This is a genomic window from Atlantibacter subterraneus, assembly GCF_007570865.1.
GTDB classification, from domain to species: Bacteria; Pseudomonadota; Gammaproteobacteria; order Enterobacterales; family Enterobacteriaceae; genus Atlantibacter; species Atlantibacter subterraneus.
Genome location: NZ_VLPS01000007.1, coordinates 269,511 through 284,157, shown reverse-complemented (window position 1 = coordinate 284,157; position 14,647 = coordinate 269,511). Strand labels below are relative to the sequence as shown.

The 14,647-nt window shown below is 60.4% G+C and carries 11 protein-coding genes; 3 read left to right on the top strand and 8 right to left on the bottom strand.

Going from position 1 to position 14,647, the window contains the following annotated elements:
• The first annotated feature begins 5 nt into the window (after positions 1-5).
• Complete coding sequence (locus FND52_RS14630) at positions 6-626, top strand: TRIC cation channel family protein (RefSeq protein ID WP_125293613.1); 621 nt, start codon at positions 6-8, stop codon at positions 624-626.
• A gap of 50 nt (positions 627-676) precedes the next feature.
• Here the strand turns inward: FND52_RS14630 and erpA are convergent, their stop codons facing one another.
• Both erpA and clcA read right to left on the bottom strand, forming a co-directional pair.
• A complete protein-coding gene (gene erpA / locus FND52_RS14625) occupies positions 677-1,021 on the bottom strand; it encodes an iron-sulfur cluster insertion protein ErpA (protein WP_125293614.1) in 345 nt (114 codons plus the stop codon).
• Between the two features lie 132 nt (positions 1,022-1,153).
• On the bottom strand, positions 1,154-2,563 hold the full coding sequence (clcA, locus tag FND52_RS14620) for a H(+)/Cl(-) exchange transporter ClcA (protein WP_144131535.1): 1,410 nt from the start codon (positions 2,561-2,563) through the stop codon (positions 1,154-1,156).
• 177 nt (positions 2,564-2,740) lie between these two features.
• Between clcA and hemL the strand changes: the two genes are divergently transcribed.
• Entirely contained in the window at positions 2,741-4,021 is a 1,281-nt protein-coding gene (gene hemL / locus FND52_RS14615) for a glutamate-1-semialdehyde 2,1-aminomutase (protein WP_125293616.1), read from the top strand.
• A gap of 38 nt (positions 4,022-4,059) precedes the next feature.
• On the opposite strand, the gene FND52_RS14610 is transcribed toward hemL, so the two are convergent.
• On the bottom strand, positions 4,060-4,839 hold the full coding sequence (locus FND52_RS14610) for an NAD(P)H-dependent oxidoreductase (protein WP_144131533.1): 780 nt from the start codon (positions 4,837-4,839) through the stop codon (positions 4,060-4,062).
• Between the two features lie 86 nt (positions 4,840-4,925).
• Here FND52_RS14610 and FND52_RS14605 point away from each other — a divergent pair, with 86 nt between their 5' ends.
• On the top strand, positions 4,926-5,828 hold the full coding sequence (locus tag FND52_RS14605) for a LysR family transcriptional regulator (protein ID WP_144131531.1): 903 nt from the start codon (positions 4,926-4,928) through the stop codon (positions 5,826-5,828).
• 32 nt (positions 5,829-5,860) lie between these two features.
• On the opposite strand, the gene fhuB is transcribed toward FND52_RS14605, so the two are convergent.
• From fhuB to mrcB, 5 genes are all read right to left on the bottom strand, one after another.
• Positions 5,861-7,846, bottom strand: coding sequence for a Fe(3+)-hydroxamate ABC transporter permease FhuB (gene fhuB, locus FND52_RS14600; RefSeq protein ID WP_144131529.1), 1,986 nt, complete (start codon positions 7,844-7,846; stop codon positions 5,861-5,863).
• Positions 7,843-8,739: a Fe(3+)-hydroxamate ABC transporter substrate-binding protein FhuD gene (fhuD, locus tag FND52_RS14595; protein WP_144131527.1), complete on the bottom strand. Its 897-nt coding sequence runs from the start codon at positions 8,737-8,739 to the stop codon at positions 7,843-7,845. The genes fhuB and fhuD overlap by 4 nt, the downstream gene beginning before the upstream one ends.
• Entirely contained in the window at positions 8,739-9,536 is a 798-nt protein-coding gene (gene fhuC, locus FND52_RS14590) for a Fe3+-hydroxamate ABC transporter ATP-binding protein FhuC (protein WP_125293621.1), read from the bottom strand. The genes fhuD and fhuC overlap by 1 nt, the downstream gene beginning before the upstream one ends.
• 47 nt (positions 9,537-9,583) lie before the next feature.
• The gene (gene fhuA / locus FND52_RS14585) at positions 9,584-11,836 is read right to left on the bottom strand and encodes a ferrichrome porin FhuA (RefSeq protein WP_144131525.1); all 2,253 of its coding nucleotides are present in this window, start codon (positions 11,834-11,836) and stop codon (positions 9,584-9,586) included.
• A 266-nt stretch (positions 11,837-12,102) separates the two neighbouring features.
• On the bottom strand, positions 12,103-14,622 hold the full coding sequence (gene mrcB, locus FND52_RS14580) for a bifunctional glycosyl transferase/transpeptidase (protein ID WP_125293623.1): 2,520 nt from the start codon (positions 14,620-14,622) through the stop codon (positions 12,103-12,105).
• Between the last annotated feature and the right edge of the window lie 25 nt (positions 14,623-14,647).

Here is a 14,647-nt window from a genome sequence, read left to right as displayed (position 1 = left end):
GAGCGATGCTGGTCTATTGGCTGGATATCATTGGTACTGCCGTTTTTGCTATTTCAGGGGTTTTACTGGCCGGTAAGCTGCGGATGGATCCGTTCGGCGTACTGGTGCTGGGCGTGGTGACCGCAGTGGGCGGCGGCACCATCCGCGATATGGCCCTCGCCCACGGCCCGGTATTCTGGGTGAAAGATCCCACCGATCTGGTGGTGGCGATGGTCACCTGTATGCTGACCATTGTGCTGGTGCGCCAGCCGCGCCGCCTGCCGAAATGGGTACTGCCGGTGCTGGATGCGGTCGGGCTGGCGGTGTTTGTCGGCATCGGGGTGAACAAAGCCTTTATGGCCGGAACCGGCCCGCTGGTGGCGGTGTGTATGGGCGTGCTGACCGGCGTGGGCGGCGGGATTATCCGCGATGTGCTGGCGCGCGAAGTACCAATGATCCTGCGCACCGAAATCTACGCCACCGCCTGTATTATTGGCGGCATCGTTCATGCTAACGCTTTCTATCTGTTCGGCATGCCGCTGGAACAGGCCAGTATGGTGGGCATGGCGGTGACGCTGACAATTCGGCTGGCGGCGATCCGCTGGCACTTAAAGCTGCCGACCTTCGCGCTGGATGACCGGGCCTGAAAACAAAAAAGCCGTGATGCAATCACGGCTTTTTTTATCGGCGTTACGGCTTAAATGCTGAATGAAGAACCGCAGCCGCAGGTGCTGGTGGCGTTCGGGTTCGTCACCACAAAGCGGGAACCTTCCAGGCCTTCGGTGTAATCCACCGCGCCGCCCACCAGATATTGCAGGCTCATCGGATCGACCACCAGCGCGACACCCTGTTTCTCAATGGTCATGTCGCCTTCGTTGATCTGATCATCAAAGGTAAAACCATACTGGAAGCCGCTGCAACCGCCACCGGTGATATACACACGCAGTTTCAGGTTCGGGTTCTCTTCATCGGCAACCAGGCTTTTTACTTTATTGGCTGCTGCATCGGTAAATTGCAGAGGCAGCGCTACGTCATCACTCATTATTTGCTCCCATTGATACGGCGATTCGGGTAATTAACCGAATGCTGGAGGCGGTCCCGGGAAAGAAACGGCCAGAAGTATGACGGATATCACCCAATCTTTTGGCTATTATCTAATACCCTGGTAAATCGTTCAAGTATTCTCCGGTCGGGCAGCCTGCTGCCGCTCCGCTTCCTGTTTCGCGAGCGTACGCGCGAGGATCGTGGAATAGAGCGGCTTGCCGCCCAGGAACTGCGCCAGCAGTGTGGCACCCAGACAGGTAATTATCATTGGCAATATGAGCTGATAATTGTCGGTCATTTCCAGAACCAGCACGATACCGGTCAGCGGCGCGCGCACCGAGGCGGCGAACAGCGCCCCCATTCCGGCGATGGCAAAGGTGCCCGGATCCAGCTGCCACGCCGGGAACCAGGCGATACAGGCCATGCCGAACGCGGTGCCCAGCAGCGTCCCCAGCGCCAGCATCGGCGCAAAAATGCCACCCGGTGCGCCAGAGGAGAAGCACAGCACCGTAGTGATGATGCGGGTGATAAAGATAAACAGCAGCATCCCGACGGTAAAATTGCCCGCTGCGGCAATGGGGATCAGATTAAAACCGCCCCCCGCCGCGCTGGGATCGATCAGCCCCAGCACGCCGCACAGCCCGCCGATCAATCCGCCGATCAGCACCCACTTCGTGGTATTGCCGCCGTGGATGCGGGCGAAGATATCCTGCGCCTTCAGCACCAGCGCGTTAAACAGCGGCCCGACAATGCCAAAAATCATCCCTAATACCAGATACAGCCACAGGGTATGGATTGGCGCGTTGGAGAGTTGACCAACATCGATAATCGCCGCTTCGCCATTAAACACGCGAAACACAATGCTCGACATAATCACGCCGGTGAACACGGCCTTAATGGAGATCAGGCTGTAGCGAAACTGCGGACGCATCTCTTCGATGATAAACAGAATGCCCGCCAGCGGCGCGTTAAAAGCCGCGGAAAGGCCCGCCGCCGCACCGGTCGCCAGTAGCGTATGGCGCGCCTCAGCGCTGCGCATGCGAAAAATATCCAGCACCATGCGCCCGATATTGCCGCCGATCTGCACGGTTGGCCCTTCGCGCCCCAGCACCATACCCGCGCCCAGCGTCCCCATGCCGCCGAAAAACTTCACCGGCAGCACGCGCCACCAGCGCACCGGGCGTAATTCTTCCATCGCGCCTTCGATTTCCGGGATGCCCGAACCGCCCGCTTCTGGCGCAAAACGGCGCACCAGCCAGTAGCCGAACATCGCCAGCAGCGCCGAAACGATAAACGCCAGCGGCCAGACCAGCCATTCGCGGTCTGCGGTGCTGGCCAGTAGCATCATGCGATTCAGCTGCACCCACTCTACGGCTTTATCGAATGCCACGCCCACCAGGCCGGTAATCGTGCCGACCACGGCGGCCATCAACAGGATCGCGACGGGGGTTTTATCGCGGTTAAGCAATTGCCGGATCCGCGCGCGCCGCGTCAGGCGGATAAACTGCTGTGCTTCAAACGAGGAGTTCTCAGAGTTCATACATCATCATTTTTAGGTAGTTTTATAACGCGCGGCATTTTACTCGCCCTCAAGCCAGACGTCGCGAGGAAAATCCCTTCGAATTATGATGCTTTAATCGGGCAAAACTTTTAATACCTTCCGTGGATCCCTTAGAATAGCCCGTTGTTACCCATTCCACGAATCAGGAGCCGATTCATGAGTAAGTCTGAACATCTCTACGCTGCCGCACGCGAGCTTATCCCTGGCGGGGTTAATTCACCGGTCCGCGCGTTTACTGGCGTAGGGGGCACACCACTTTTCATTGAGCGCGCCGACGGAGCTTACCTGTATGACGCCGACGGAAAAGCCTATATCGACTACGTAGGCTCCTGGGGTCCGATGGTGCTGGGACATAACCACCCCGCCATCCGCAACGCGGTCATCGAAGCCGCCCAGCGCGGTTTAAGCTTTGGCGCGCCCACCGAAATGGAAGTCAAAATGGCGCAGCTGGTGACCGAACTGGTGCCGACGATGGATATGGTGCGAATGGTGAACTCCGGCACCGAAGCCACCATGAGCGCAATCCGCCTGGCGCGCGGTTACACCCATCGCGATAAAATTATCAAATTCGAAGGCTGCTATCACGGCCACGCCGACTGCCTGTTAGTGAAAGCCGGTTCCGGCGCGCTGACCCTCGGCCAGCCGAACTCGCCGGGCGTCCCGGCGGATTTCGCCAAACACACCCTGACCTGCACCTACAACGATCTCGCTTCGGTGCGCGAGGCGTTTGAGCAGTATCCGCAGGACATCGCCTGCATCATCGTCGAGCCGGTTGCCGGCAACATGAACTGCATTCCGCCGCAGCCGGACTTCCTGCCGGGCCTGCGTGCGCTCTGCGATGAATTCGGCGCGCTGCTGATTATTGATGAAGTGATGACCGGCTTCCGCGTGGCGCTGGCGGGCGCGCAATCTTATTACGGCGTGGAGCCGGATTTGACTTGCCTCGGCAAAATCATCGGCGGCGGTATGCCGGTGGGCGCGTTCGGCGGACGCCGTGAAATCATGGAAGCGCTGGCACCAACCGGCCCGGTTTACCAGGCGGGGACCCTGTCCGGCAACCCGATCGCCATGGCGGCGGGCTACGCCTGTCTGACCGAAGTGGCCCAGCCGGGCATTCACGCCACCCTGACCGACCTGACCACCCGTCTGGCGGAAGGGCTACGCGAAGCGGCGCAGGAGGCGGGGATCCCGCTGGTGGTGAACCATGTCGGCGGCATGTTCGGCCTGTTCTTTACCGATGCGCCGAGCGTCACCTGCTATCAGGACGTACTGGGCTGCGACGTCGAGCGCTTTAAGCGTTTCTTCCACCTGATGCTGGAAGAAGGTGTATACCTTGCGCCGTCGGCGTTTGAAGCGGGCTTTATGTCCGTGGCGCACAGCGAAGAAGATATCGATAACACCATCGACGCGGCGCGTCAGGTGTTTGCGAAGCTGTAATCCTCAGGCCCGCGCTATCCGGCGCGGGCCGCTTTCCTTTAGCGCTGCAGATGCACGCGCCATCCGCTCTCCCCTTCCGCCAGTTCCGGCCTCAGGATTAGCGATGGGATCTGATAGTCACCGAAATTCTGCCGACGAAACGGCAGCGGGGCCGTCTGTTCGAGAGTTTTCATCCGCGCCTCCAGCTTCTCGCACTCCACCTGAAAACGCGCATCGTCCATCTTATGGACGCGATAAATCACGTGCGGCGGCAGAACATCGAAGCCCGGATACCACAGCATCCCATGCTGGATGGGAAACAGTATGTCGTCGATGCCACCGTTGATGCCGCGCGGGTGGTAATGGCTCTCCCAGCCGCCTGCCGTGACCACCAGCATGGCGCGCTTGCCGGTCATGTTGCCCTCGCCATAGCGGTCGCCCCAGTGGCTATCGGAGTGTTCACCCACGCCGTAGGCAAAACCGTAAGCGTACACGCGCTCAAACCAGCCTTTCATTATCGCGGGCATCGAGAACCACCACAGTGGGAACTGAAAAATCACCGTATCCGCCCAGCGCAGTTTTTCCTGCTCACGAGTGATATCCGGGGTCTGTAATCCCTGCTCGTAACCCAGTTTTGAATCCTCTGCCGGATCGAACGGCTTGCCCTGGCGATCGCGGGTAAAGTCCGCCGCATCCAGCGAGGCCTTCCAGTTCATGGCATACAGATCGGACACCTGAACCTGATGGCCCAGCGCGGTTAGCTGCGTCACCATAACCTGTTTTAGCGCCCCGCTCAGCGAATGGGGTTCCGGATGGGCATAGACAATCAGTACATTCATAATCATTTCTCCTGATGAAAAGTGACGCCAGCATCGCGCTTTGTCAGGTATAGTGGAAGTGAATAACTTATATATCAGGTATAGTTATGAACAATCTCAGCGGTCTGGATCTGAATTTGCTGCTGACGCTGGATGCGCTGCTCACCGAGCAGAACGTCACCCGCGCGGCGGCGCGGCTGAATCTATCCCAACCGTCGGTTAGCGTACAGTTAGCTAAACTTCGCGAATCGTTAGGCGATCCGCTGCTGCTGCCGGGGCCGCGCGGCATGCGCCCTACCGCCAGGGCCGACGCGCTGCGCGAGCCGTTGCGTCAGGCACTGCGGGCGCTGGATCATGCCATCGCCTCGCCGCAGCCCTTCGAGCCTGCAGAGGCGTCCCTTACCTGGCGCATCGCCGCCTCGGATTACAGCGAATATTCAGTCCTGCTGCCCGCGCTGGACGGGCTACGCCAGGCCGCTCCGCACTGCCGTCTGGCGCTGCTGGAAATTCCATCGACCCGCCTCTCCGCCGCGATGGAGCATGACAAACTGGATCTGGCGATTTTTACCCGCACCGGCGCACCGCCGGAACTGCGTAGCCGCTTCCTGTTCGATGAAAATTACCGGCTGGTATGCCGCCGCGATCATCCCGACCTGCAACGCGCGCCGGATCTGGCGCAGTTTTGCCAACTGGAGCATGTGATTGTCTCGCCGGACGGCGGCGGTTTTGTTGGTAGCACCGACGAGGCGCTGGCGAAACTGGGGCTGCGCCGCAACGTGGTGCTCTCGGTGCCGCACTTCAGCTTTGTCAGCGCCGTGTTAAGCCGCACCAGGCTGGTGGCGATGTTGCCGGAACGGCTGGTGCGCGACGATCCGGCGCTGCGCGTGCTGGACGCGCCGATTGAGATTGCGGGGTTTGAGAAGATGATGCTCTGGCCGGAGCGAGTGCACCGCGACCCGGCGCATCAGTGGCTGCGCGAGTTTATCGCCCGTGCGGTTCCGGCAGAATAAGGCCCCTTTGCCGATCAAAGGGGCCAGCGCAATTATCGGCTCTGCTTACGCAGCAGATACACAAAGTACGGCGCGCCAATAAAGGTCGACAACAATCCGGCGGGGATCTGGTACGGGAACATCACCATTCGTCCGCACCAGTCTGCGACCACCAGCAGCAGCCCGCCAAGCAGCGCGGAAATCACCAGCTGCGGCAGCGCGCGGCGAAAGCCCATCATCCGGGTGATATGCGGAGCCATCAGCCCAACGAAACTCAGCGGGCCGATAGTCATGGTGGCCGCCGCCGTCAGGCCCGACGCCAGCATCAGCAACGTCACGCGTGACGGCGTGAGCGCCAATCCCACCGCCCGCGCCGTATCGCCACCCAGCGGTAGCACGGTCAGCCAGCGGCGGCACAGCGGCGTCAGCGCCAGCAGCACCGCCATCACGATAAAACTGTACACCGCGTGCTGGCCGGTTACGCTGTAGGTCGACCCGGAAATCCAGGTGATGACTTTCGCCATACGCGGATCGCCGCTGGCCTGGAGCATCATCAGCAGCATGGTGAAGGCAGTACTTAACGCCATCCCGGCGAGCAGCATCCGGTGCGGAGAAAACCCGCCGCGCCCGGCAGCGATCATGATAATCAGCAGCGTGGCGGCAGCGCCCAGGCTCCCGGCTGGCAGCAGCCAGCCAAAAGCATCTCCCGGCACCAGGAACAGCATCAACACCACGCCAAACGCCGCGCCGGAGCTAATGCCCAGCACTTCCGGGCTCGCCATGGCGTTGCCGGTCAGCCGCTGGATAATGCAGCCCGCCACCGCCAGCATGCAGCCAGCGGTCATCGCCGCCAGCACGCGCGGCCAGCGCCACGGCAGCAGATCGCGCAACAGATCGCCGCTGGCCCAGGTCCAGCCGTGCGCATCACGGCCAAACGTCAGGGCAACGGCAATCATCAGCAGCAGCACCCCGACGCCCGCCAGGCTGAATAGCAGCACGTGCTGGCGCTCTACGGGGATATGGTCGCCCGCGTCAAGCGACGGCGCGCTCTGGGTACGCAAGCGCGGCAGCAGCCACAACAGCAGCGGCGCGCCGATTAACGCTGTTACCGCGCCGGTGGACACCTCCATCCATACCCGCGTCAGCCAGACAATCATCTGATCGGAGAGCCACAGGATCAGCGCGCCAATCAGCGGCGCGAGGATCAGCCGGGACAGCAGGCGGCGCGCGCCGAGCATTTTCGCCAGCAGCGGCGCAAACAGGCCGATAAAACCGATAATTCCCACCGCGTTAACCAACAGGGCGCTAATCGCGATAGCCAGCACCAGCGCCGCCAGGCGCGCCATGGAGAGCGCTAACCCCAGATTGCGCGCCACGCCATCGTCGAGACCCATCAGGGTGAGCGGGCGCAGCAGCAATAGCGTCAGCATCACGCCGCCCAGCAGTTGCGGCCACAGCCGGGAGACAATGCTCCAGTCGGTCTGATTAAGCGCCCCGGTGCTCCACAAAAATACGCTTTGCAGCTGGTCGTGATGGAAAATCACAATCAGCTGATTCACCGCGCCGCAGTACAGACTGACCACCAGCCCCGCCAGAATCAGCGTGATGGGCGATAAGCGTTTATTCCAGGCGACGCCGAAAACGATCAGCCCCACCAGCGCCGAGCCCGCCAGCGCGGCGAACTGCGAGGTCATATAGCCGCCGGGCAGCGCCCACAGCGTGGCGATGGCAACGCCCAGCTGCGCGCCGGTCGCCACGCCAAGCGTGGTCGGCTCCGCCAGCGGATTGCGCAGCACCTGCTGGAACAGCACGCCCACCAGGCCCAGCCCCGCGCCAACCAGCAGCGACAGCGCCAGGCGCGGCAGCGCGCTGTAGTGGAACAGCATCTGATCGAGAGCATCCTGGCTGGGATGCCACAGCGCCGCGCTCCACTGGTCGCGCGGCAGTTGATGATTGAGGTTAAACCAGGTGAGCCACAACCCGGCCAGAAACATCACCGACAGCAGCACCGGCGCGAACAAATTGCTTTTGGCCCTCATGCTTTGCCTCCCAGCGCGGCATCCAGCACCCGGCAGAAATGCATCGACGACAGGGTCGCGCCGTAGAACCACACGGCGGGCACGCGCTGGAAGCGCTGCTGACGGATAAACGGCATCGCGTTCCACAGCGGGGTGACGGCAATACGTTTCATCAGGGCGTCGTCACCGTGTTCAAAGCACAGCACGTCGGCGTCTTTTACCGCCGCCAGCCGTTCGATACCCACCACGGCGCTGCCCCAAAAATTAGTTTCGCCGTGCCAGGCATTGGGAATGCCCATCACATCCATGACCTGCTGGAACAGGCTGTTTTCACCGATCACCAGCACATGGCGCTCGTCCATCAGGGTCATCATCAGGATCGGGCGATTGCCCCGTCCGGCAAAGCGCGGTTTCATCTGCGCCAGATACGCGTCAAACTTATCCAGATGCGCGTGCGCCGCCTGGGAAAGCCCCAGCAGCTCGCCCATCTCCAGCAGCGAGTTGCGCGCTTTGGTCAGCGGTTGTTTACCGTCGCTGAAGCTGAAGCCGCGCCCCGGCGCGATAGGCCGTAATGTCTCTTCCGAGGGGCCGTAGCCCGTGGACCAGACCAGCATCGACGGCTTCATTTGCGCCAGCAGTTCGAGATTCGGCTCGGTACGCAGCCCGACGTCGATCACCGAGTCCGGCAACGCAGGCTCATTGACCCACATTTTGTAGTTAACAATATCCGCTACGCCGTAGGGCATCACGCCAAGCGCCATCAACAGCTCAACAGGCAGCCACTCCAGCGCCACCACGCGATGCGGGTCGACCGTTGCAGCGCGGGCGGACTCCATTTGCCACAGCAGCGGCGACAGCGCCATCGCCGTCACCAGACGACGACGGGAAATCAGGGTTAACAGGGAATCAGACATCAGTAGACAAAGCTCACCGGGGCCGCGCCCGCAGGATGGGGCAGTATCCCCATAGGAATACCGTAGATACGCTCCAGGGTTTCGCTCTGCATCATGGCAGCAGGTTCGCCCTGGGCAATCATTTCGCCGCCGCGCAGCGCCACCAGATAATCACAGTAGCGCGCCGCCATGTTGATATCGTGCAGTACGGCGATCACCGTTAAGCCTTTTTGCTGGCTCAGGCGATGGATCAGCGCCAGCACGTCCACCTGATGGGCAATATCCAGCGCCGAAGTTGGTTCATCCAGCAGTAAACAGCGGCTGTCCTGAGCCACCAGCATCGCAATCCACACCCGCTGGCGTTCGCCGCCGGACAGGCTGTCCACCAGACGATGGGCGAACGGCTTCAGCCCTACCAGCTCAATAGCCTCTTCCACTTTCTCACGATCGGCCACGCCGAAACGGCCTAGCGCGCCGTGCCACGGATAGCGGCCAATCGCCACCAGCTCGCGCACCGTCATGCCTTCGGCGGGCGGCAGTTGCTGCGGCAAATACGCCACCTGGCGGGCAAAGGCTTTGCTGGTCCACTGGTCGAGGGGTAAATCGTTGAGCAGCAGATCGCCGTCGGACGGCTTCTGATGGCGGCCAAGCATTTTCAGCAGGGTGGATTTCCCGGAACCGTTGTGGCCGATCAGGCCCGTCACTTTACCGACAGGAAAGGTCAATGAGAGCGGGTGAAGCAGGGTTCGGCCTGGTACCCGGAAGGTGATATCGCGCAGAGAAAAGGTGGTATCGGGATGCGTCTGTTTATCCTGCATAGTCATCAACTTGATAAAGGGCACGGCGAACCGTGCCCGAAAACGGATCAGAAACGGAAGGTGGCGGTCGCGACAACCTGACGTTCCGCGCCCCAGAAGCAGCCATAGGTGTTGAAGCAGCTGGCAACGTATTCACGATCGAACAGGTTGTTAACGTGCAGCGCCACGTTGGAGCCAGCCATGCCCACGCGAGCCAGGTCATAGCGGACCAGCGCATCCACCAGGGTGTAGCTGCCGACTTTAAAGGAGTTCGCCGGATCGCCGTAGCTGGTGCTGGTATAGCGCACGCCAGTGCCCAGAGTCAGGCCAGAGAGCGGGCCGTCAAACATCGTGTAATCGCCCCACAGGGACGCCATGTGTTTTGGCACCTGAGCCGGGGTGTTGCCTTTGTAGTTGGTGTCAGTGGTGTATTCCGCATCGGTATAGGTGTAAGAACCCACCATGTTGATGCTAGCGGAAAGCGCCGCTTTGGCTTCCAGCTCCACGCCGCGCGCGCGGATTTCGCCGCCTTCAACCGAGAAGAACGAACCCGCAGGATCGGCCATCAGGTTGTTGGTTTTGGTGAGCTGGTACACCGCGCCGGTCAGCACGATCGGACGGTCTTCCGGTACGTACTTCACACCCGCTTCGTACTGTTTGCCTTTCGACGGCGCGAAAATACTGGCATTCGCACCCACGGTAGAGGCCGGTTCGAACGACTCGCTGTAGCTGAAGTACGGGGTCACGCCGTTGTCGAACAGGTAGTTAACGCCGCCGCGCCAGGTAAACTCGTTATCGTTGCGCGAGTGCTGGACATTCGCTTCACGATCCAGCGAATCCTGTTCCGCCCAGTCGTAACGGCCACCCAGGGTCACCAGCAGTTTGTCCCACTGCGCCTGATCCTGCACATATACGCCGGTCTGTTTCTGCTTGTTCAGCACCCGGTACGCCGCGCCTGGACCAGGGTGAGCACCGAAATCAAAGTCGCTGCGATCGAGGTTATAGATATCCGATGACGCCACGGAACCCGCCCAGCCAAACCAGGAGTTGATGTCGTTACGCATGCGCATAAAGTCGACGCCGGTCAGCAGGGTGTGGTCCACGGAGCCGGTAGCAAAGGTGCTTTGCAGTTGGGTATCTACCGCGAAATTCTCTAATTTCTCGTAGTCGTCCACATAGCGGCGGGTCAGGGTATGGCCCCATTCTGACGGCGCGATGGTGGCGCATGGGCCGTTAGCCGGATCGCCGGTGTACAGCGGATCGGAACACATCCCGTAGCCGTAAACGCTGTTCTGCGAGGTTTTGTTCTGCGTGTAACGCAGGTTCTGACGCACGGTAAAGGTGTCGTTAAAGCCGTGTTCGAAGCTGTAACCCACCATTTTCTCGTTACGCGAGTAGGTGTTGTTTTCCGCACCTTCGTTGAAATCGGTCGGCAGGCGGCTGCCGTTTGGCAGCGTTGATACCGTGCCCTCTTTAGGCAACCAGCCGTAATAGCCGGTTTCCGGCTCGTTCTGGAAGTAAGAGAGGAAGGTAAAGTTGGTTTTGTCATCCGGACGCCAGCTAAACGATGGCGCGATGGCGTAACGCTGCTCTTCAGCGCCCTGCTGCTGGGCATTCGCCGAGCGCGCCAGGCCGGTTAAGCGATACGAGTAAACCCCGTCATCGTCCAGCGCATCGCTGAAATCAAAACCGGTCTGATACAGGCTGTCGGTGCCCATTTTAAACTGGACTTCATACAGCGGCTCGGTGGTCGGGCGCTTGCTGACCATGTTCAACAGGCCACCCGGGTTGCTCTTTCCGTACAGCACGGAAACCGGACCGCGCAGCACTTCGGCGCGCTCCAGCATATACGGGTCGATCACCGCATCGTTATAGAAGTTGCCCTGCATCTTCAGGCCGTTCAGATAGTTATTCTGGCTCTGGCCGTCGGCGGCGAAACCGCGAATGATCAGGTAATCATAAGTGTTGGATGCGCCACGGGTTCCCACGGCGACGCCCGGCGTGTAGCTCAGGGCTTCCTTCACGGATTTCGGCTGGTGCAGCGCCATCTCTTCGGCAGTCACCACGGAAATGGACTGCGGTGCCTTCTGGATAGGGGTATCCGTTTTGGTGGCGGTGGCAGACTGTCTGGCCGCGATGGTGGCCGCCGGGCCCCATGCGCTTTCCTGCGGAGCCGCTGCGGTAACGGTGATGGTGTCTTCTTTTTGAGTGGTGTCAGCCGCAAAAACCGGAGCAGAAATGCTGCCGACTGCTGTGGCTATCATCACTGCGATTTTACGCAGTGAGGTATTGACTGGCTGAGCAGTGTCTGGACGCGCCATTGGATTTTCTCTACGTGAATATGACGAATGATAACGTAAACGATAATTATTATTATGACCGCAGGATAATATGCGAAACGGCGTTTATATAGCAAGCAGCACACATCCCTGATTTCGCTAAGGGAACAAGAAATAATCACCTTGCTAAACGTGGGTTATATACGGGTATTACAGGGGTTGCCGGGATGTGAAAAAACGTGGAAATGGCGGCGTTCAGATACACAAAGGGCGGGAAATTCCCGCCCTTTATTAATTGTGCTACGGCGTTAGTTGCCGCCGAACATATCTTTAATCCAGCCCGCTACGCCATCGCTTTTCTGCTCCTGCGCCGGTGCCTGTTGCTGCTGAGGCTGCTGCTGTTGCGGCTGCGATGACTGATCAAACGGGTTACCCGACGGCTCCACCGGGCGGCTCTGCTGGCACAGCGCATCCGGATTGGTGGTCCATACCGGCAGCGAACGCATTCCGCCGCCGCCGCACAGGAAGTACCCCTGATCGTCCACGCCCATATTGACGATGTCTTCCGGCGGCGTCAGATCCAGCGCGATAGGCGACTGGTTGCTGAGGTAGCGCTGGTAAATCGACATCGCACCGCTGGCCCCGTACAGCTTGGTCGGCTGGTTGTTGTCGCGTCCTACCCAGGTGATCACCACTTCACGCCCGTCGATACCGGCAAACCAGGTATCCACCTGATTGTTGGTGGTACCGGTTTTCCCGGCCAGATGCAGGCCAGGGAATTTCGCGCCCAGCTGGCGACCGGTTCCGCGTTGCACCACCTGCTGCATGGTCCACAACGTCATATAGGCTGCCTGCGCCGGGACGGCGCGTTCAGACTGCGGGAAGCTCTGGAACAGCGGGGTGCCGTCTTCGGCAATCACCGAACGCACCGCAGACAGCGTGGCGCGGTTGCCGCCGCTGGCGATGGTCTGGAACGCCTGGGCCACTTCAATCGGCGTCAGGTTCAGCGCCCCCAGCAGCATCGCCGGAACCGGGTTCAGCTGATCTTTCGGCACGCCCAGTTTCAGCCAGGTATCGGTGACCGCAGGCAGGCCAATCGCCATCCCCAGGTTCACCGTCGGCACGTTCATAGAGCGGGTCAGCGCATCCACCAGCATCACCTGGCCGCTGTAACGGCGATCGTCGTTCTGCGGCGACCACACCTTGCCGTTCGGCTGAGGCAGGGAGATCGGCGCATCGGCAATCCAGGTATTCAGGCGGTACTGGTTCGGCTGGCTAAGCGCGGTGAGATAGGTCGCCGGTTTCGCCAGTGAACCGATCGAGCGGCGGGCCTGCATGGCGCGGTTATAGCCAGCAAACTGCGGATTCGCTCCGCCGACCATCGCGCGCACTTCGCCGCTGAAGCGGTCGACCACCACCATCGCGGTTTCCAGATCGCTCAGCTTACGCTGTTTGATCAGCGCCGGAATGCCTTCGATAGCGGCTTTTTCCGCCGCGTCCTGCGCCACCGAGTCAAAGGTGGTGAAGATCTTCACGCCGGAGAGATCTTTAACCTTATCGCCCAGTTTGGTTTGCAGCTCCTGACGCACCATCTGCATAAACGCCGGCTGCGGAGAGATCACCCCACCGCGCGGCTGCACGCCCAGCGGACGGGCGCTCAGCATGTCATACAGCTCCTGGTCGATAACTTTCTGTTCCTGCAACAGACGCAGTACCAGGTTACGGCGCTCCAGCGCCATTTTCGGGTTACGCCACGGGTTGTAAATCGACGCACCCTTCACCATCCCTACCAGCAGCGCCTGCTGGTCAAGGCTCAGCTCGTCGACCGGGCGGCCAAAGTAATACAGGCTGGCCAGCGGGAAGCCGCGAATTTCGTTATCGCCGCTCTGGCCGAGATACACCTCGTTCAGATACAGCTCAAGGATGCGGTCTTTGCTGTAGCGCGCGTCCATGATCAGCGCCATATAGGCTTCGTTAGCCTTACGCCACAGGGTGCGCTCGCTCGACAGGAACAGGTTTTTCGCTAACTGCTGGGTCAGCGTACTCGCCCCCTGAACGGCGCGACCGGCGGTCAGGTTCGCCAGCACCGCACGGCCAATCGAGTAGAGGCTAATGCCGTCGTGCTCGTAGAAATGGCGGTCTTCGGTAGCGATCAGCGTATCCACCAGCAGGTCCGGGTAGCCGCTGCGCGGCACGAACAGACGCTGCTCGCCGTTCGGCGAAGAAAGCATGGTGATCAGACGCGGGTCGAGGCGGAAGAAGCCGAACTGGCGCTTGCTGTCGAGGTTCTCGATGGTCTCCAGACGATCTTTGCTGAACGTCAGACGCGCGCGCACCTGCCCTTCTTTACTGTCCGGGAAATCGAACGGGCGGCGGATCATCTCGATGCTGTTGGCCTGCACGGTAAACTCGCCCGGGCGCGTCATCCGCGTCACCTGACGGTACTGTGTGGCCTCCAGCAGTTGCACCATCTCTTGCTTGCTGACGGGCATATCCGGCTCAAGGTTGACCATCCGGCCATAGACCGCGGCGGGCAGCTGCCACACTTTACCGTCGATGCGGCTGCGGATTTTCTGATCGAGATAAACGCCGTAAATCACCAGCGCCACGAGCAGCACCAGCATGATTTTCAGCAATAGCCATAACCAGCGGCGTTTTCTCTGCGGCTTTTTCCCTTTGCCTTTGCGTGGGGGCATCGGCTCCTCGTCTGCATCGTCTTCATAATCGTCGTACTCATCATCTCTGAGACGACGACGGGTTACTTTCTGTTTCACCGGACGCGAAGGTCGCCCTTTACGCCCGATGGGTTCGCGGTCATTCCCCGCCATGCTTTCTCTCCACTACGTTCAGGCG

Excerpts from the sequence above, each read along its gene's own strand:
- hemL (WP_125293616.1), top strand. The coding sequence starts at position 2,741 with ATGAGTAAGTCTGAACATCTCTACGCTGCCGCACGCGAGCTTATCCCT.
- mrcB (WP_125293623.1), bottom strand. The coding sequence starts at position 14,622 with ATGGCGGGGAATGACCGCGAACCCATCGGGCGTAAAGGGCGACCTTCG.
- erpA (WP_125293614.1), bottom strand. The coding sequence starts at position 1,021 with ATGAGTGATGACGTAGCGCTGCCTCTGCAATTTACCGATGCAGCAGCC.
- fhuD (WP_144131527.1), bottom strand. The coding sequence starts at position 8,739 with ATGTCTGATTCCCTGTTAACCCTGATTTCCCGTCGTCGTCTGGTGACG.
- FND52_RS14610 (WP_144131533.1), bottom strand. The coding sequence starts at position 4,839 with ATGAATGTACTGATTGTCTATGCCCATCCGGAACCCCATTCGCTGAGC.
- FND52_RS14605 (WP_144131531.1), top strand. The coding sequence starts at position 4,926 with ATGAACAATCTCAGCGGTCTGGATCTGAATTTGCTGCTGACGCTGGAT.
- fhuA (WP_144131525.1), bottom strand. The coding sequence starts at position 11,836 with ATGGCGCGTCCAGACACTGCTCAGCCAGTCAATACCTCACTGCGTAAA.
- FND52_RS14630 (WP_125293613.1), top strand. The coding sequence starts at position 6 with ATGCTGGTCTATTGGCTGGATATCATTGGTACTGCCGTTTTTGCTATT.
- fhuB (WP_144131529.1), bottom strand. The coding sequence starts at position 7,846 with ATGAGGGCCAAAAGCAATTTGTTCGCGCCGGTGCTGCTGTCGGTGATG.
- clcA (WP_144131535.1), bottom strand. The coding sequence starts at position 2,563 with ATGAACTCTGAGAACTCCTCGTTTGAAGCACAGCAGTTTATCCGCCTG.
- fhuC (WP_125293621.1), bottom strand. The coding sequence starts at position 9,536 with ATGCAGGATAAACAGACGCATCCCGATACCACCTTTTCTCTGCGCGAT.